The sequence below is a fragment of the Kineococcus indalonis genome, from assembly GCF_009906395.1.
Lineage (GTDB): Bacteria > Actinomycetota > Actinomycetes > Actinomycetales > Kineococcaceae > Kineococcus > Kineococcus indalonis.
Genome location: NZ_JAAALM010000025.1, coordinates 1 through 17674, shown reverse-complemented (window position 1 = coordinate 17674; position 17674 = coordinate 1). Strand labels below are relative to the sequence as shown.

At 76.7% G+C, this 17674-nt stretch carries 13 protein-coding genes and 1 pseudogene; 2 read left to right on the top strand and 12 right to left on the bottom strand.

The window, feature by feature from the left end:
- Positions 1 to 370: 370 nt before the first annotated feature.
- The 12 genes and pseudogenes from GTR00_RS02845 to GTR00_RS02790 all read right to left on the bottom strand — a co-directional run bounded on the left by GTR00_RS02845 (position 371) and on the right by GTR00_RS02790 (position 15603).
- Complete coding sequence (locus GTR00_RS02845; RefSeq protein WP_166610139.1) at positions 371 to 1561, bottom strand: acyltransferase family protein; 1191 nt, start codon at positions 1559 to 1561, stop codon at positions 371 to 373.
- Complete coding sequence (locus tag GTR00_RS02840) at positions 1558 to 2778, bottom strand: glycosyltransferase family 4 protein (RefSeq protein WP_166610138.1); 1221 nt, start codon at positions 2776 to 2778, stop codon at positions 1558 to 1560. Before GTR00_RS02840 ends, GTR00_RS02845 begins: the two co-directional genes overlap by 4 nt.
- 107 nt (positions 2779 to 2885) lie before the next feature.
- Positions 2886 to 4253, bottom strand: coding sequence for a WS/DGAT/MGAT family O-acyltransferase (locus GTR00_RS02835; protein WP_166610137.1), 1368 nt, complete (start codon positions 4251 to 4253; stop codon positions 2886 to 2888).
- Positions 4250 to 5593 carry an MATE family efflux transporter gene (locus GTR00_RS02830; protein ID WP_166610136.1) on the bottom strand — a complete coding sequence of 448 codons (1344 nt, stop codon included), beginning with the start codon at positions 5591 to 5593 and terminating at the stop codon, positions 4250 to 4252. Before GTR00_RS02830 ends, GTR00_RS02835 begins: the two co-directional genes overlap by 4 nt.
- Positions 5587 to 6738, bottom strand: coding sequence for a glycosyltransferase family 4 protein (locus tag GTR00_RS02825; RefSeq protein ID WP_166610135.1), 1152 nt, complete (start codon positions 6736 to 6738; stop codon positions 5587 to 5589). The genes GTR00_RS02830 and GTR00_RS02825 overlap by 7 nt, the downstream gene beginning before the upstream one ends.
- Entirely contained in the window at positions 6735 to 7196 is a 462-nt protein-coding gene (locus GTR00_RS02820; protein WP_166610134.1) for a hypothetical protein, read from the bottom strand. Before GTR00_RS02820 ends, GTR00_RS02825 begins: the two co-directional genes overlap by 4 nt.
- Positions 7193 to 8326, bottom strand: a complete 1134-nt coding sequence (locus tag GTR00_RS02815; RefSeq protein ID WP_166610133.1) for a glycosyltransferase family 4 protein — start codon at positions 8324 to 8326, stop codon at positions 7193 to 7195. The genes GTR00_RS02820 and GTR00_RS02815 overlap by 4 nt, the downstream gene beginning before the upstream one ends.
- Positions 8323 to 9525: a glycosyltransferase family 4 protein gene (locus GTR00_RS02810; protein WP_166610132.1), complete on the bottom strand. Its 1203-nt coding sequence runs from the start codon at positions 9523 to 9525 to the stop codon at positions 8323 to 8325. Before GTR00_RS02810 ends, GTR00_RS02815 begins: the two co-directional genes overlap by 4 nt.
- Positions 9522 to 11885, bottom strand: coding sequence for a hypothetical protein (locus GTR00_RS25460; RefSeq protein ID WP_166610131.1), 2364 nt, complete (start codon positions 11883 to 11885; stop codon positions 9522 to 9524). Before GTR00_RS25460 ends, GTR00_RS02810 begins: the two co-directional genes overlap by 4 nt.
- Before the next feature lie 106 nt (positions 11886 to 11991).
- Entirely contained in the window at positions 11992 to 12906 is a 915-nt protein-coding gene (locus tag GTR00_RS02800; protein WP_166610130.1) for a glycosyltransferase family 2 protein, read from the bottom strand.
- A gap of 1509 nt (positions 12907 to 14415) precedes the next feature.
- Positions 14416 to 14856, bottom strand: a pseudogene (locus GTR00_RS26170) (YbaK/EbsC family protein); the annotation flags it as partial.
- Positions 14857 to 14922: 66 nt separating this feature from the next.
- Positions 14923 to 15603: an LON peptidase substrate-binding domain-containing protein gene (locus GTR00_RS02790; protein WP_166610129.1), complete on the bottom strand. Its 681-nt coding sequence runs from the start codon at positions 15601 to 15603 to the stop codon at positions 14923 to 14925.
- A 122-nt stretch (positions 15604 to 15725) separates the two neighbouring features.
- Between GTR00_RS02790 and hisD the strand changes: the two genes are divergently transcribed.
- Together hisD and GTR00_RS02780 are read left to right on the top strand one after the other, a co-directional pair.
- Entirely contained in the window at positions 15726 to 17039 is a 1314-nt protein-coding gene (gene hisD / locus GTR00_RS02785; protein ID WP_166610140.1) for a histidinol dehydrogenase, read from the top strand.
- Positions 17036 to 17674 (top strand): hypothetical protein (locus tag GTR00_RS02780; RefSeq protein ID WP_166610128.1); only part of this gene is annotated, 639 nt, incomplete at its 3' end. The genes hisD and GTR00_RS02780, both read left to right, overlap by 4 nt.

The following is a 17674-nucleotide window of genomic DNA, read 5'->3' as shown; positions in this document are numbered from 1 at the left end:
CACGGGGAGGGATCGGTGGTCCCCGGGGTTCCCCTGACCGGATCCACCGCATCCCACCTGAAAGGGGCAAGCTTGACTACTCTGAGTGACGTCCCGGCTCGCCGGCGGGCCGGGACGCCCCGCGTCGCGCTGGACGGGCCAGCGAGCAGCGCCGCGCCGACCGGCGAGCGGGCCTCCCGCGCCTCAGCCGCGGCCGAGGACGCGCCGGACCCACGCGGCCAGGTCGGGCCGGTAGCCCCCGCAGGAGCACTCGCCGCAGTCGCGGCCCCCGCGCAGGTGCCGGTGCGAGTCGCGGACGTGGCCGCACGTGCAGAGCATGACTCGGGGATAACACACCCGGCGGGTGCGCGCCCGTTCCCGGCGGCCTCCCTCACCCCACCGGCTCACGACCCTCACGAGCGGGTGCGTCCCCGTCGCGGACGTCGCGGGCCCCACCTCCCCGCGCCGCGGCCCGCACCGCCGCGCGCGGCGCGGGGAGGCCGGGGCGCGAGCCCCGCCCGCCGTCCAGCCGCTCCTTCCAGCGCAGGACCGGGCGCTCCAGCGCGAACCAGCTCACCACGGCCAGCGCGACCGTCGCGGCGATCCCCGCCACCCCCACCGCCGCGCCGGTGCCGACGACGGCCGCCAACCAGCCGACCACGAGGAAGTTCCACAGGTACGCGCCGTAGCTGATCAGCCCGAGCAGACGCAGGGGCTCCGCCCAGCGCAGGGGCGCGGCCGGCGCCTCCTGCAGCGCCACCACCAGGACGCTCGTGCACAGCGCGACCGCGGGCGCACCCACCACGTACGTGGCCGCCAGCGCCTTGGCGTCCGGCACGAGGCAGGCGCCCAGCAGCAGCGCCGCGCTCAGCACCGGCAGCACCGCGCCGGCCGGCGTCCTCAGCACCCGCGCCAGGCGCTCGCCGTGCAGCGCCGTGGCTGCGCCGACCAGGAGGGTCACCGCCCAGCTGGTGGGCAGCGTGTAGAGCACCGAGGCGTCCCGGTGGGCCACCGCGACCGTCGCCCACTGCACGACCAGCGCGACGCACGCCAGGGCGCCCACCACCAGCCCCGTGCGCCCGCGGCGCGCGGCGGCCAGCACCAGCAACGGCCACACGAGGTAGAACTGCTCCTCGACCGCCAGCGTCCACAGGTGGCCCAGGCCCTCGCTGATCGGCACCCCGAGGACGAGGCTGAGGTCGCTGGTGTACGTCACGGCCAGCAGCACGGTGGGCAGCACGACCGCACGGTCCCCCAGCACGTCCGTGGCGACCTCCACGACCGCGAAGGCGGTGACGACCAGCGCCAGCGCCGGCAGCAGCCGCAGGGCGCGGTTGCGGTAGAACCGGCGCAGGGCCAGGTGCCCGGTGGTGCGCACCTCGCGCACGAGGATCCCGGTGATCAGGTACCCGCTGAGGCAGAAGAAGACGACCACGCCCACGATGCCCGCACCGCCGAAGGTCTCCGGGGCCGCGTGGCGCAGCAGCACCAGCAGGACGGCGAACCCCCGCAGCACGTCCAGCCCCGGCCTGCGCCCGCCCCCCGCCGGCGCTGCCCGCGGCACCGCGGCGGCGCCGTTCACCGACGCGCCCGCGCGCCGAGCGCCGTGCGCACCTCGGCCAGGACGCGGCGCGTGCACGCCTCCCAGCTGTACGCCTCGCGCACCAGCTCCCTGCCGCGGGCGGCCAGCTCACCGCGCCGCCCGGCGTCCAGCAGCAGGCCGGCCAGCTCCACCGCCAGCGCCTCGGAGTCCTCCGCCGGCACGGTGGCGACGGCTCCGCCGAAGGCGTCCAGCACGTCCTCGTTGTCGCTGGCCACCACCGGCACGCCCGCCGCCAGGTACTCCAGCACCTTGAAGGAGGAGTGCAGGCCGCTGCGGTCGCGCACGTAGTAGGCCACCCCCACGTCGAAGCTGCGCAGCAGCTCGGGGACCTCCTCGTGGGGGCGCGGCCCGACGAACCGCACGGAGGCGTCCACCCCGAGGTCGGCGGCCAGGCGGCGCAGCTCCTGCTCCTGCTCCCCGCCGCCCACCAGCACCAGCTCGGCGTCGGGGACCTCGTCCCGCACGGCGGGCCAGGCGCGCACCACGAACTCCAGGCCCTGCCACGCGGTCAGACCGCCCACGTACCCCACCCGCGCCCCCGGGCGCGACCCGCCGGTGCACCCCTCGGCGCAGAACGTCCCGACGTCCACGCCGTTGGGCACCACCACCACCTTGTCCGCCGCGGAGGGGAACTTGCCGCGCAGGTAGCCCGCCAGCCCCGGCGTGACGGTGACGATCCGCGCCGCGCACCCGTAGGAGATCCGCTCCAGGACCGCGCCGGGGTTGGCCGCCCGCCACAGCGCCCGGGCGAGGGCGCTGCGCGCGGAACCCGCCACCTCCTCGTGGTTCGTGCCGTTGACCTCCGTGACGAACGGCACCCGCATCGCCCGGCACAGCAGCCCCGGCACGAACAGGTAGGCGCTCTGGCGGGCGTAGACGGCGTCGACCCGACCGGCGCGCAGCAGCCGCGGCAGCCGGGCCAGGAGCGCGGCCTGGTAGAAGAACGACGTCACCGCCCCGGGCAGCGCCAGCTGCCGGACCTCGAACGGCTCCTCGACGGCCTCCTCGCCCCGGGGCACCACCAGCACCACCTCCACGCCCTGCCGGTGCATGTGCCGGGTCGTGGCCAGCACGTGCACGCCGGCGGCCCCGTCGGTGCGCACGGGGCTGTCCGAGAGGTACACCACCCGCAGGGGTCGTGCCGCCGCGTCGGCGGGAGCGGTCGCGCGGTACTCGCCCGCGGTCGTCTGAGGCATGGAACACCACCGGTCGTGAGGTCTCGGGCTCGATCGGGCGGGGTCCGGCGGGCGCGCCGCGGGCCGGACCCGGACCCGGGCGGGGTGGCCGCCCGGGTCGTCGCGCGTCAGCGCGCCGCGGCCGCGGCCGCGTCCAGCAGGGCGGCCGGCCCGCCGGCCAGGTCGTCCAGCGCGGCGCGCACGCGCTCGCGGGGCAGCGCGCTCGCGTGGAAGGTCACGGTGCAGCGGTAGCCGTCCTGCAGCTCGGAGCAGCTCGCGGTCAGGGCCCGGCTGCCGTCGACGCTGGGCGCCTCGAAGTGCGTCCGGGGGCTGCCCGGCACCCAGTCCAGCTTGTCGTAGTGGCGCAGGCGCCCGACGAAGCTGAGCACCAGCGAGGGGTTGTGGTGGACCGCCGGCGCGTCCAGCGCACCCGGTGCGCGACCCCGCAGCGCCGCGCGCACCTCCTGCGCAGCGGCCTGGGCGCTCGCCGCGAGCAGCGGGACCCCGCTGCGCACGGCGGCGTCCACGGCGTCGCGCAGGGCGACGGGGGACGGCGGGGTGCCCGGCGGGACGGGCACGCACGTCGTGAAGTTGCCCTCCACCGCGGAGCGCCGGGGCAGGTAGGCGCGCAGGTCGACGGCGACGCCGGGGACGAGGTCCGCGCCGACGAGGCCGTGCTCGCGCAGCGCCGCCCACACCGCCGCCGACAGCAGCATCGCGCTGGACACGCCGGGGGCGTGCGAGCGGCGCCAGGTGCGCAGCTCCTCCGCCGCCCGGCCCAGGACCGCGGCCACCTCCACCGACGTCTCCGGCCGCCAGCCCTCCGGCGGCGAGGAGCGGGCACCCCGGGCCGCGGCCCGCGCCCGGTGGATGAGCAGCGCGGTCTCGCGCAGCCCGCTCCACGGGAGCCCGCGCCCGCCGAAGGTGGTGCTCAGCGCCGCGCGGAACGGCTGCTGCACCCCGTCGAAGACCGGCAGGTCCGGCGGGGTCCGCCCCACCGAGAGGTGGTCCACCCAGGAGACCAGGGCGCGGCCGTTGCCGCCGTCGCCGATCAGGTGGTGGAAGCGCATCGCCACGTGACCGCCGCCGACCACCAGGCGCATCGGCAGGTCGTCGTCCGGTTCGTTCAGCAACCGCTCGGCGGTGCGCTCGGGGGCGCTGGAGGCCAGGCCCGGGTCCTCGACGACCACGCGCCGCAGGTGCGCCTCGAGGTCCTCGGCCGGCACGTCCACCCACACCGCCCGCGCCCAGTCGATCCGGCGCAGGGCCCGGCCGGCGGTGCCGGCCAGCCACTGGGCCCGCAACCCGGCGCGCAGCGTCGCCGCGTCCACCCCGACGAGGGGACCGTCGACCACGACGTAGCGGTAGTGGCGCCACGTCCAGTCGCGCCGGCTGATCGGGTGCTCGGAGGGCGGCGACGGCGCGGGCGCCGGCGCGCCGCGCCGGTCCGCGCGGGCGGACGGGGCGGTGGTGCGCACGCCGGCCGCGCCCCTCACGCCTGCACCGCCGCGACGTCGGCCGCCGGGCGCGCGGGCGTGCGCCGGGCCAGCAGGAGCAGGCAGGTGAGCACGGCCGCCCCGGTGCCCGCGCCCCAGGCGGTCGCGACGGGCACGAGGCCGCGGTCCGCCCACAGCAGCACCAGGGTCAGGATGGACACGCAGGAGACCAGGTTCACGAGCACGAAGGCGCCCACCCGGCCCCGTGCGCGCAGCACGACGGTGCCGATGTCGTAGGCGGCGACCAGCGGGGCGCTGGCCATGAAGACCACCAGCGCCGGGGCCGCCGGCGCGTACTCCGGACCGAAGACGCCCATGATGAAGTCGGCCTGCCAGGCGATGAACGCCGCCGCGGGCACGAGCACCGCGGCCAGCACCGTGACCGCCTTGCGCACCACGGCCCCGAGGGGGCGGTCGCCGTAGGAGGTCTCGGTGAACGTGGAGGAGGTGATGGCGTGGGCCGCCCCGAACACCACGTTGGCCACCATGAACGCCATGTAGAGGTGACCGGACTGCGCGGCGCCCTGGTGGGCGAGCACCAGCATCGGGATCAGCGAGGTCGGGGCGATGTTGAGCAGGTAGGCGACGTAGCTGCCGGAGGTGAACCTCGCCACCTGCCGCACGAGGTCCTTGTGCAGCGTGAAGCCGGGACGGAACCCGAAGCGGCGCACGAGGACCGCGACGCTCACGAGCGCCGCCACCAGGGCGCCGAACCCGGAGGCGGCGAAGATGCCGAACGCCCCTGCGCCGGCCAGGGCGAGGACGCCCAGCAGCTTGCACGTGCTCATCAGCCCGCCGTCGATCGCCAGGTTCCAGCGGGTGGCCCGGTAGGCGGTGAACGCGCTGCTCGTCAGGGTGTTCACGGACAGCGCGCACGTCAGCAGGACGAACACCAGCGCCAGCCACGGGGAGCGCACGACGGGTTCGAGCTCGGGGTACCACCCCGGCAGCAGGCGCAGCAGGAGGAGGTAGCCGAGCCCGACGGCGACCGAGACGGCCGCCACCAGCAGCAGGCCCGTCGTCAGGTGGTCGCTGCGGCGCGAGGAGCGCGGCAGGTAGTACAGGAAACCGCTGTTGAACCCCAGCAGGCTCGCCAGGCTGATGAAGGAGCTGGCCGAGATGAGCGTGGTCGCGACGCCGACCTCGGCCGTGCTGTAGGTGCGCGCGCACACCAGCCAGAACAGGGAGCCGACGCCGGCCATCACGACCGTGGTGAGCATCTGGTGGAAGGAGTTCGCGACCAGGTCGTCCTTGAGGGCGTGCCTGAGCCGGGCGATCGGCGGCGTCCGGCCGCCCGGGGGCGCCGGTGCGGCCGGTTCGCGCGGTGGCGTGGTCAGCACGGGGAGACCTCCTGGTAGACGGCGTCGACGCGCGCGGCGAGCGCCTCGTAGGTGTAGTGCTCCTCGACCTCGCGGCGGGCGACCTCGGCGAGGCGGGCGCCCAGCCCCTCCTCGGTGAGCAGGCGCACCAGGGCGGCGCCCAGCGCCTCGGCGTCGCCCGCGGGGACCACGAGCGCGTCGACGCCGTCGGTGCACACCTGCGGGACGGCCCCGACGTCCGTGGTCACCACGGGCGTGCCGCTGGCCCACGCCTCCAGCAGCACGAGCGCGAAGCCCTCGAAGCGGCTGGGCAGCACCAGGCCGGCCGCGGCGCGCATGCGCTCCGCCACCCGCGCCGGGGGCAGGGGACCCAGGAAGCGCACGCGGTCGCCCAGCCCCAGCTCGTGCGCCTGCCGGCGCAGGGCCGGCAGGAGCGAGCCGCCCCCGACGACCTCCAGGTCCGCGGGCGCACCGCGCCCGGCCGCCACGGCGAGCGCCTCCAGCAGGACGTCGACGCCCTTGACGGCCTCCAGGCGCCCCACGAACAGCAGCGGCGCCCCGGGCGCGGGGTCCGCGTCCCGGGGCGGGTACGCGGCCAGCGGCACGGCGTTGGGGACGAACTCGACCGGCGGGCGCAGGCGGGTCCGCAGCCGCGGCAGCGCCTGCGGGTCCACGGTGAGCACCCGCCGGTACCCGGCCAGCGACACCAGGGCGCGCTCCAGCGCCCGCTTGGGGCGCGGGAACCACGGGTCGCCGATGCTCGTGCCGTGCAGGGTCAGCACGCGCGGCACGCCGCGCAGCCGGGCCGCCAGGGACAGGGCCGCGCCGAGGTCGACCGTGTGGGCGTGGACGACGTCCGGGCGCAGGCGCCGCAGCAGGCGGAAGGAGCTCAGCGCGGTCCCCGCCAGGGAGGCGACGCGCCGCAGGCTCAGCTCGTCGATCTCCTCCTGCGCCAGCGGCAGCCCCGTCTTGTGCACGCCCGGCGCGTCGACGATGTCGGGCGAGCGGCTGGTGAGCACGTGCACCTCGTGGCCGGCGGCGCGCTGGGTGGCGGCGAGGTGGTGCACCACGACGGCGTCGCCGCCGACGGCGTCCGGGTAGCGCTTGGTCAGGTGCAGGACCCGCAGCGGGCGCCCGGGCGCGCCGGTCCCCGTCGGCGCGCTCACCGCCGCGGGTCCATCAGCACTTCGACGACGGGGCCGTCGGCCAGCTGCAGCGCGACCCGCACGGGCTCGTGCTCGGGCAGCGCGACCCGCACCGCCAGGGGGGCGCCGGCACCGGCGGCCACCTCGAGCCGTCCGGTGCTGTCGGTGCGCCGGGCGCCGGTGGCCCGGTCGGTCACGGTCACGGTGTACTCCAGGGTCCGGGCGGTGCTGCGGTGGTTGGTGACCTCGGCCGTCAGGGTCACCGCGGAACCGGGCGCGAAGCTCTCGGGCAGGCCCTCGGGGTCGCTGAAGGCGAGCTCGGAGAACTCCGCCGGACGGTGCTCCACCCAGTCCCGCCACCCGCCGGCGCGCAGCTGCGGCACGAGGAGCACCACGAGCAGGAGCGCGAGCAGGGCGGTCCCGGCGGCCAGGAGCGGCGGTGCGGGGGAGCGGCGCGCCGGGGGCGCCGGGGTGCTCACGCCCCCGTCCCGAGCAGGACGTCGGCGTAGTCGCGGGCGAGCTGGTCCCAGCTGAACTCGCGGGCCAGCTCCCCGCTGCGCGGGGCCCGCTCGGCGACGGGCGTCTCGAGCAGCTGCCGCAGCGCGGCGGCGAGGGCGGCCGCGGTCGGTTCGACGACCACGCCGGTGCCCTCCCGCACGAGGTCGGTGGCCGCGTTGTCGGGGTGGGCGGCCACGACCACCGGCAGCCCCGAGGCGGCGGCCTCCACCACGACGATGCCGAACCCCTCGCGCCGGGAGGTCAGCACGAACACGCCCGAGGACTTCAGGGTCCGGTAGACGTCGTCGTGCCGGGGCAGGAAACCCGTGAAGGTGACGGAGTGCGAGATGCCCAGGGTGGCGGCCCGCTTCTCCAGGGCGGCGCGGTGCGGCCCGTCGCCCACGACCCCGCAGGTCGTCCCGGGGCGCTCCTCGACCAGGAGCGCCACCGCGTCGAGGAGCAGCTCCACGTCCTTGAAGTCCACGAGGCGTCCCGCGCTGACGACGTCGTAGCCGTGCTCGGCCGGCGGCAGCGCCGCGATGGCCGCGGTGTCGGCGCCGTTGGCGACCACGGTGACGCGCGGTCGCCGCGACAGCTCGGCCTCGAACCTCGAGCGGGTGCGCTCGGAGGCGGCCACGACCAGGTCCGGCAGCGAGGCCGCCACCTTCTCGACGAGGGCGCCGACCCGGCCGGCGGCGCCGAGGTAGGTGCGCCAGTACTCCGGCCCCCACACCTCGTGCCAGGTGCTCACCAGGCGCCCTCCCCGCAGCAGGACCGCCAGCTTGGCCGCGAAGAGGGAGAAGTAGGGGAAGCCGCAGCAGTCGACGACGTCGTGGCGGTCGGCGACCAGCCGCAGGCTGGCCAGGCCGAACACGAGCGCCTGGCCGATGGAGCGTCGACCGCTCGCGGTGTACAGGGGGCGGGCGCGGCAGACGCCGTGGTACGTGATGCCGCCCTCCACGCGGGTGCGCGGGCCGTCCCAGAACTTCATGCCGTACCAGTGCACGTCGTGGCCCGCGGCGGCCAGCCGCGTGCCCAGCTCGTGGTAGCGGCGCTCACCGCCGCCGGTCGTGTAGGGGTGGACGGCGTCGTACACGATGCTGATCTTCACGCGGCGCTCCCGAGCTGCTCGGCGGTGCGGGGTCCCGCGGCGCCCCGGGGTGCCCTCGTGCGGCAGGCGGCGCGCAGGACGTCGCCGAGGGCGGCGGCCTGCGAGCGCCACGTCAGACCCGCGGCGTAGGCGCGCGCGGCCGCGCCGAGCTCCCGGCGCCGCTGCGGGTCGGCGGCCAGGGAGTCCAGGGCCGCGGCGAGCGCGGCGGGGGTCGCCTCGGCGACGAGCTCGCCGCGGCCGCGGACGAACTCGCGCAGCCCCTGCACGTCGGAGGCCAGCACGGCCAGGCCGTTCGCCATCGCCTCCAGCAGGGCCAGGGGCATCCCCTCCCTCGACGAGGGGATCGCGAAGACGTCCGCCCAGCCGTACTCCGCGCGCAGCGCGGCGCCCCGCTGCACCCCGCGGAACTCGACCTGCCGCAGGTCCAGCTCGTCGCGCAGCGCCTCGAGCTCGCCGCGCAGCTCGCCGTCGCCGACGACGTGCACCTGCACCGGGTGCTGCACGTGCGGCAGGCAGCGCAGCAGCGCCGACAGGTTCTTCTGCGCCGCCAGCCGGCCCACGGTCAGCACCCGCAGCGGCGCACCCGGACCGGTCGCGTGCTCGGGCTGCTGGGGCTGCTGGGGCTGCTGGGCGAGCATCGACTCGTCGACGCCGTTGTGCAGCACGTCCACGCGCCCGGCGGGCACGCCGTGGCGGCGCACCACCAGGTCCCGCTGCTCCTCGGAGAGGGTGACCACGCGGTCCGCGCGTGCCAGCAGCCGCGGCAGCACCACGCGCTTGTACAGCTCGAACACCGCCCCCAGCGGACCGGAGGCCGGGGTGTCCATGTGGAAGTGGACGACCAGGGGCGAGCGCCGGGCGAGCGCGGCGAGCACGCCGCACACGTCGGTGGTCACGTGCCCCAGGTGCAGGTGCACGACGCGCCCGCCGGCGCGGCGCAGCAGGGTGGGCAGCAGCAGGGGCGCGAGGGGGGTGTGCGCCGCCTCGACGGCGCGCAACCGGCGCACCCGGGGCACCCGGGGCCCGGCCGCGCTCGGCGGTGCACCGTGGGCTCGGGAGCCCAGGTCGCTGGTGACGACCTCCACGTCGTGCCCGGCCTCGGCGAGGTGCGTGGCGAAGCGCTCGGCCACCACCTCCACCCCGCCCACGTGCGGCGGGTAGTAGCCGCACACCACGAGCACCGCGGGGAACTCGCTCACCGGTACACCTCCGTGTCGCCCGTGGAGTGCACGAGGTTCTTGGTCTCGCGGAAGAACTCCCGCGGCAGGTGGAACGTGACCGCCTGGTTGCTCAGACCGCCCTTGGCGGTCCCGAGCAGCACGTTGGTGCGGCCGAGCAGGACGTAGGAGTCCGTGGGCACCTGCGCGGGCACGACACCGGCGTTCATCTGCACCCCCGTCTGGCTGTAGGTCTTGGCCACGATCCACAGGTCCGCCTGGGCGTTGACGCCGGTCGGCGAGCGGAACCCCTCCTGGCCGACGAGCCAGCGCGCGCTCACCCGTTCCGTCAGCGGGCTGTAGAACGAGTCGTAGTTGTTGCCGGCGTTCGCCAGGTGCAGCTGGGGCAGGTAACCGCCCGTCGCCGTGGCCAGCAGGCCGGTGCTGCTCACGAAGAGCAGCAGCGGGACCGCGCAGACCACCCGGTGCGCACCGGTGCCCGTCGGTGCGGCCTGCGGCACCGCCCGCGCGCGCCGGCGCACGGGCGGGAGGAACCGCCGCGCCAGGGAGCCGGCGGCGGCGACCAGGGCCTCGGCGCCCAGGACGGCCGGGACCCCGAGGACGAAGAGGCACTGCTGGAAGGCCCGCAGCAGGCCGTAGTCGACGGCCAGGAAGGGCAGCACGACGAAGGACGCGACGAGGCAGAAACCCCCGACCGCGAGGAGCGTGAACTCGGCGTGCTGCGGGCCGGGCCGGCGGCGCAGGACGAGCACCGCGAGGCCGATGATGACCAGGACCTGCAGGGCCTGGGCGAAGCCCTGCCTGGCGACCTTGTTCAGCGTGAAGGGTTCGACGCCCACCGCCTCCAGCGCCGTGCCGACCCCCGTCGGCGGTGCCGCCTGCTCCCGGGCGACGGTGATCGGGTAGGCCGCCACCACGTCCTGCGCGTAGTACGGCCGGCCGGGGTCGCGCTGCTCCACCGCCTCCTCCAGGTAGGCCTGCAGGCGCTCCTGGTCCGTCTGCGACTTCACCTGGAACAGGCTCACGGAGGTGTCGGCCGAGGCGGCGTCCGGCGCCTGCCCGCTGAGCGCGGCGACGACGCGGCCGGCGACGCTGCCCAGGCTCCCGGCGCTGTCGCCGCCCGTCGCCGGCCCGGTCCACACGTACGCCACCGCCGCCAGCAGCACGACGACCGGCAGCGTCACCAGCGGCCGCGGACCGCGGCGCAGCGCCGCGCGCCAGCGCTCCCCGGTGGGCACCCGCCCCAGCGGGCGCGAGAGGGGACCGCGCCGGAGCACCAGCGCCGCCGCGGCGGCCGTGGCGTACATGGCCAGCATCACGTAGGTGGAGGAGTAGTGCGCCAGGACGGTGGCGATCCCGAGGGCCACCAGCAGCGCCTGCCGGCGCCGGCGCCCACCACCCACGGGGACGACCACGAGCAGGAGGGCCGCCGCGATCAGCAGGAAGGCGACCTCCTGCCGGTTCAGCATCGGCATGTCGGAGAAGAACGTGGGGAAGGCGACGAAGAACACCGCGGCCAGCGGAGCGCGCCGCCGGCCCAGGACGCGCTCGGCGATGAGCCACACGGCGACCGGGCACAGCGCGAACAGCGCCTGGAAGACGACCTTGAAGACCTGCACCGCCTCGACGTGGAACAGCGCCACCAGCACCGCCGGCAGCACGGTGATGCTCAGGCAGGCGTTGTAGGCGCTGCGCAGCGCGGAGGCGTCCCACCGCTCGCCCTCCAGCGCCATCCGCATCACGAGGTTCTCGACCTGGATGTCGTGCCCGGTGATGGTGGTGCCGCGCACGGACGTCATCAGCAGCAGGGACAGCGCGACCGCGTACAGCACGAGCGCCACGGTCGAGCGCGGCAGCGCGGCGGCGCGCACGGCGACGACCCCGAGCAGCACCACGCCGACGAGCAGGACCGCCACGGTCAGGTACGGGGCGCGGTCGTTGTCCAGGGCGACCGCGCCCGCGGCGGCCGCGAGGGGCAGCAGGGCCAGGGCGGCGGCCGTGGCGAGGTCGGCGCCGGCCGGCACCGCCAGGCGCCGGGGCCAGTTCCGGCGCCCCACCCACCAGCCCGCGAGCACCGCGGCGTCGACGCCCAGGGCGACCGGCAGGGGTGCCAGCGGTCGCTGGACGCCCACCACCGGCAGCACGGTGTTCAGCAGCAACCCCAGCACCATGAGGACGCCGGTGCCGCAGGCGGCCGCGAGGACGGCGGCCGCGGCGGTGTCGCGGGTGCGGACCCCCCAGGCGGCCAGCGCCACGGCGCCGAGCACGAGCACGAGCGCTCCGGTGGCCACGGCCGTGAGCACCGCGGGCACCTCGGCCCCGCTGACCGCGCACACCGTCAGCGCGACGAGGAAGGCGCCCGCGGCCAGCCGCGGGTCCACGCCCCCGCCGGGCGCGCGGTGCGACGCGACGGTGCTGCGCGGGGTGGTCGCCGGGGAACCGGCTGCCCGGTCCCGGCCGGAGGGGAGGACGTCTGCTGTGCCCGCTTCAGGCAAGGACGGATCCGCCGCTGATGCCGGGCTCGTCGGTGCGGGCGAGGTCCTGCGGCAGCGTCACGACGTGGTGGTTCCCCGCGACCACGGGGCCGGCCGCGACCACCGGGGTGGTCACGGGCAGGTCCGCGGTCGGGGGCAGCGCGATCGTCGTGTCCGCGGCCGACGGGTGGCGCGGGGTCGGCACCTCCACGGCGCCGCGGCGCACCGGGCCGCCGTCGCGGAACAGGCGCCACCGGTGCTCGAACAGCTGGGCCACGTTCCCCACGCCGTCGCGGAAGGCGTTGAGCTTCACCTGACCGCCGCGGGCGCGGTACTCGATGGGGATCTCCTTGCAGGAGAAACCCCGGAAGTACGCCTCGTTCTTGATCTCCTGGGAGAACGCCATGCCGCCGGACCTGACGTCCAGGCCTTCCCACACCTCGCGGCGCAGCACCCACATCCCCGACTGGGAGTCCCGGAAGGGGCAGCCGAAGAGCACCTTGTTCAGGGTGCTGAGGAAGTGGTTCGCCACGGTGTGCGAGGGTTTCATGGCCGCCCTGTTGGCGGGGCTGAGCCGGTCGGTCGTGATGAACTCCAGATCCTCGGAGTCCATCGCCGCGAGCAGTTCCGGCAGGGCGTCGAACGGGTAGGTGAGGTCCGCGTCCCCGGTCACGAGCACGTCGCCGGTGGCGGAGGACAGACCCTTGAAGTAGGCGTTCCCGTAACCGCGCACGGGCTGTTCCACCACGCGGGCGCCCAAGCTGCGCGCCACGTCGCCGGTGCCGTCGGTGGAGGCGTTGTCGACGACGACGACCTCCGCGTCCCAGCCGGCCAGCGCGAGCTCCGCGATCGGGATCCCGGCCATCAGGCGGGGGAGGTTCTGGCTCTCGTTGAGGGCGGGGATGACGATCGACAAGGTACGGGTCACCTGTTCGAATCCTCTCGAGTTCGCTGGACGGACTGGTGCGTGGTCGACGTCCGTGGCGACCGGGATTCGGAACGGCTGCTGCAGCAGCGGGAGTGCTGTGGGCGAACGGTGAAGGCTCGCGGGGCAGAACCTAGTGGTCCGCGCACAACGCGGTCAACGCTCCTTCACCGCGCCCCGGCCGGGCGGCCGGGCCGTGCGCACCACCTTGATCACGCCGCGTCACAGGGTGGTTTCGAGGAGTTTCTACCTGGGGCGCGCCACCGGGTCCCCTCCCGCGCAGCGGCGTCCGCGACACCTCCTGGACCCGCGCGCGCAACGCGCTGTTCACACCGCGCCGGTGCTCCGCGGCGGCGCAGGGGTTCCCGTCGCCGCGGGGCGCAAACCCCTCCGCGCCGGGGTCCCGGCGTGCCATCCTCGTCCCCCTCCCCCCGGACGACAGGAGGTCGCGCGTTGCCCCCCCGAGCGCGCTCCCGCTGTGCGCGCAGGCGCACCCTCGCGGGCGCGGCCCTGTGCGGCGCGCTGCTCGCCCTCTCGCTCACCCCCGGCACCGGGGACCCCGGGGCGGGCCCGGCCGCGCCGAGCGTCGGGATGGCCGCCGGCGACCTCGTCGGCATGGACCAGGCCGACCTCGACGCCCGCCTCGACCGCCTCGAGGCGGCGTCCGTGCGCTCGATCCGCGTCGACGTCTCCTGGGCCTCGGTGCAGCGCGGCGGGCCCCGGACCCACGACTGGGGCAGCCTGGACCGCATCGTCCGGGGAGCGCGCCAGCGGGGCCTGCACGTGCTGCCGGTCATCGGGTACACCCCGGCGTGGGCGCGCGCGCACGGTTGCCGGCGCCCCGCCTGCGCCCCCCGGGACGCCGCGGAGTTCGCCCGCTTCGTGGCGGCGGCCGCCGAGCGGTACGTGCCCCGGGGCCTGACCACCTGGGAGGTGTGGAACGAGCCGAACACGGGGGCCTGGCGCGCCGCGGCCTCCGTCGCCGGGTACGCCGACGTGCTGCGGCGCAGCGCCGACGCGCTGCGCCGGGTCGACCCGGCGGTGCGCGTCCTGGTCGGCGGCCTGGCCGCCGCCGAGACCGTCGAGGGTCGCGCGGTGGCGCCGGAGGAGTTCCTGCGCACCCTCTACCGCAGCGGCGGCGGCTCCGCCGCGTTCGACGGCGTCGCCGTCCACCCCTACTCGTTCCCGGCCCTGCCGGGGGACCCGGACGCGTGGACCGGGTGGAACCAGATGCTGCGCCTGCGCGAGGTCATGCTCGCCGCGGGGGACCGGGCGACCGGTGTCTGGATCACCGAGGTCGGCGCCCCCACCGGGGGGCTGGGCGCCCGGGCCCGCTCCGGGCACCGCGAGCGCCCGCGCGGCGCGGACCACGTCGACGAGGACCTCCAGGCCCGCACGCTGCGCGCCGCCTTCGCCGGGCTGCGCTCGACGCCCTGGCTGCGCGGTCTGTACTGGTACGGCTTCGCCGACCTGCCCGGCCACGACGGGCGCAACGAGGGGTACTTCGGGACGTCCGCGCCGCCCGGCGCTGACGAGCACCGTGGTGAACCCGGCGGCCGAGGCGTCCACGAACGTCGGCAGGGCGTTCCTCTGCCCCAGCGGGCTGATCCCGCCCAGGACGTAGCCGCTGGAGCGCTGCGCGCGCGCCGGGTCGGCCATCGCCGCCCTCCTGCCCCCGGCGGCGGCGGCCAGGGCCTTGAGGTCGAGCGTGGCGGCGACGGGCACGACGGCCACGACGAGGCGGCCGTCCACGTCCGCCAGCAGCGTCTTGAACACCCGCTCGGCGCTGACGTCCAGCCCGCCGGCGCGCAGCGCGCGCACGGCCTCCTCGCCGTAGGCGGTGCTCGCGGGGTCGTGCTCGTACGGGTGCGGGGTGTGGGCCACGCCGCGCTCGGCGAGCACCCGCAGCGCGGGCGTGCCGGCCTCGGTGCGCTGCTCGCGGCGCTTGGCCACGCTGCCTCCAGGGGGTCCGGGGCACCGGCGGCGGCACCACCGCCGGTGCCGCCGCCGGCGGGGCGGTCAGTTCGGGTTGGGAGCCTCGCCGGGCGGCTCGGAGGCCGGCACGGTGCCCAGGGCGGCGATCAGCGCGCTCTCGCGCTTCAGCAGCGTCAGCTCCTCGGTGAGGCGCGTGCGCGTGTCGGGCGCCTCCAGCAGCCGCTGGCGCTCCGCCAGCGGCAGCACCGCCGCGGCGGCCACGAGGTAGGAGAGCACCGACGGGTCGGCCGGGGCGGTGGCCCCGCCGATGCCCAGCTGCTCGCGGTAGGCGGCGAAGCGGCGCTCCACCGCTCCGGCGAGGGCGGCGACGTCGGCGGGCACGGGCGCGTCCTCGTCGTCCTCGACCTCGTCGGCGCCGTAGGGCTCCACGAGCCCGGTCAGGTACGGGGTGCCCGCCGCGGCGTCCAGGCCCACGAGGCGGAAGCGGGTGGCGCCGACCGTGACGATCTCGTAGCGGCCGTCGTCCAGCTCGGTGACCTCGCGCAGCAGGGCGACGCAGCCCACCTCGTGCAGGGCGTGCGCGGAGCCCTCCCCGACCTCGTGGCCGGAGCGGATGGCGACCACGCCGAAGCCCTTGACCTCGCGCTCCTCGGCGACCAGGTCCTGCACCAGGCGGCGGTAGCGCGGTTCGAAGACGTTCAGGGGGAGCACCAGCCCGGGGAACAGCACGCTGCCGAGCGGGAACAGGGGCAGGCGCTGGGGCACCGGGCGAGTCTAGGGCCGCGGCGGCGCGCGGCGGCGGGCGGCACCGCCCTCCGTACACTCGTGCCGTGACCCCAGCCGCCCAGCCCGACGCCCCGGCGCCCGCCGCGGGCACCGTCCCCGCGCTGCGCCGCACCGACCTGCGCGGGCGCACCCTCGACGCGGTGGCGCTGCGCTCGGTGCTGCCGCGCGCGGAGGTCGACGTGGCCGCCGCGCTGGCCACCGTCGCCCCGATCTGCGAGGACGTGCGCGCCCGCGGCACCGCCGCGGTGCTGGAGCTGACCGAGCGCTTCGACGGGGTGCGCCTGAGCGACGTGCGGGTGCCGCGCGAGGCGCTGCGCGAGGCCCTGCAGCAGCTGGACCCGCAGGTGCGCGCCGCCCTGGAGGAGAGCGTGCGCCGCGCCCGCCTCGTCCACGCCGACCAGCGCCGCACCGACACCACCACCCGCCTCGCGGCCGGCGGCACCGTCACCGAGCGGTGGGTGCCGGTGGGGCGCGTGGGCCTGTACGTGCCCGGCGGGCGGGCGGTGTACCCCTCCAGCGTCGTCATGAACGTCGTGCCGGCGCAGGAGGCCGGGGTGGCCTCCATCGCGGTGACCAGCCCGGCGCAGAAGGACCACGGCGGCCTGCCGCACCCGACCATCCTCGCCGCCTGCGAGCTGCTCGGCGTGCAGGAGGTGTACGCGGTGGGCGGCGCGCAGGCGGTGGCGATGTTCGCCTACGGCGCGCGCGGCGCGGACGGCGCGGTGGTCGTGGCCCCGGTGGACGTGGTGACCGGCCCGGGCAACATCTACGTCGCCTCCGCCAAGCGGTACGTGCAGGGGGTCGTGGGCATCGACTCCGAGGCCGGGCCCACCGAGATCGCCGTCCTGGCCGACGACACCGCCGACCCCGAGCACGTCGCGGCGGACCTGGTCAGCCAGGCCGAGCACGACCCGGTGGCCGCCGCGGTGCTCGTCACCCCCTCCGAGGCGCTGGCCCACGCGGTGGACGCCGCGCTCGCCCGGCGGGTGCCGGCCGCCAAGCACGCCGCGCGCATCGCCGAGGCGCTGGCCGGCAGCCAGTCCGGCGTCGTCCTCGTCGACGACGTGGACGCCGGCGTGGCCGTGGTGGACGCCTACGCCGCGGAGCACCTGGAGGTGCAGACCGCCGACGCGCGCGCGGTGGCAGCCCGGGTGCGCAACGCCGGGGCGGTGTTCGTCGGGGCGCACTCGCCGGTGTCCCTGGGCGACTACTGCGCCGGCTCCAACCACGTGCTGCCCACCGGCGGCACGGCCACCCACTCCGGCGGGCTGAGCGTGCAGACGTTCCTGCGCCCGGTGCACGTCGTGGACTACGACGAGGCGGCGCTGCGCGAGGTCGCCGGGCACGTGGTGGCGCTGGCGGAGTCCGAGGACCTGCCCGCGCACGGTCAGGCCGTCACCGCGAGGTTCGCGTGAGCGGGCAGCCCGGCGGGCCCGGTGGCGGGCCGGGTGAGGAACCCGTGGAGGGCCTGGGCGAGGACTTCGACTTCGACGCCGCCTTCCAGCGCGAGTTCGGCCCCAAGCCCCCGCTGCGCTCGGTGCTCGTGGTGCCGGTGGCCAACGCCCGCAAGCTGGCCGAGGTCTGCACCGTCGCCGGAGTGCGCGCGCACGTGGTGCCGGTGCGCGGCGTGGGCTGCGTGCTGGTGACGGAGGACCCCACCACCGGCGAGCAGGACGCGCAGGCGCTGTCGGTCGTGGTGCGCCAGGCCGAGGTGCTGCTGCTGACGGTGCGCGAGGAGTCCATCGACGGCCAGAGCTGGGCCGCCGGCCAGCGCGGGGTCGACCCCAAGCCCGGGCTGCTGCTGTCGGTGTGGCCGGACGAGGTGCAGCGCATCGTCCTGGGCCGGGTCGACCCGGCGGAGGCCGCCGGCGCCGCGCAGGGCGGCGAGGGCAGCCGGATCGGCGCCTTCTGGAAGCTGTTCCGCAAGGACGACGGCCGGGGCGCGCCCGGCCCCGGCGAGGCCGTCGACCAGCCCGGTGACCAGCCCGGTGACCAGCCCGGTGACCAGCCCGGCGGTGGGGAGGCCGGCGGGCTGGTCACCGGGCTGGTC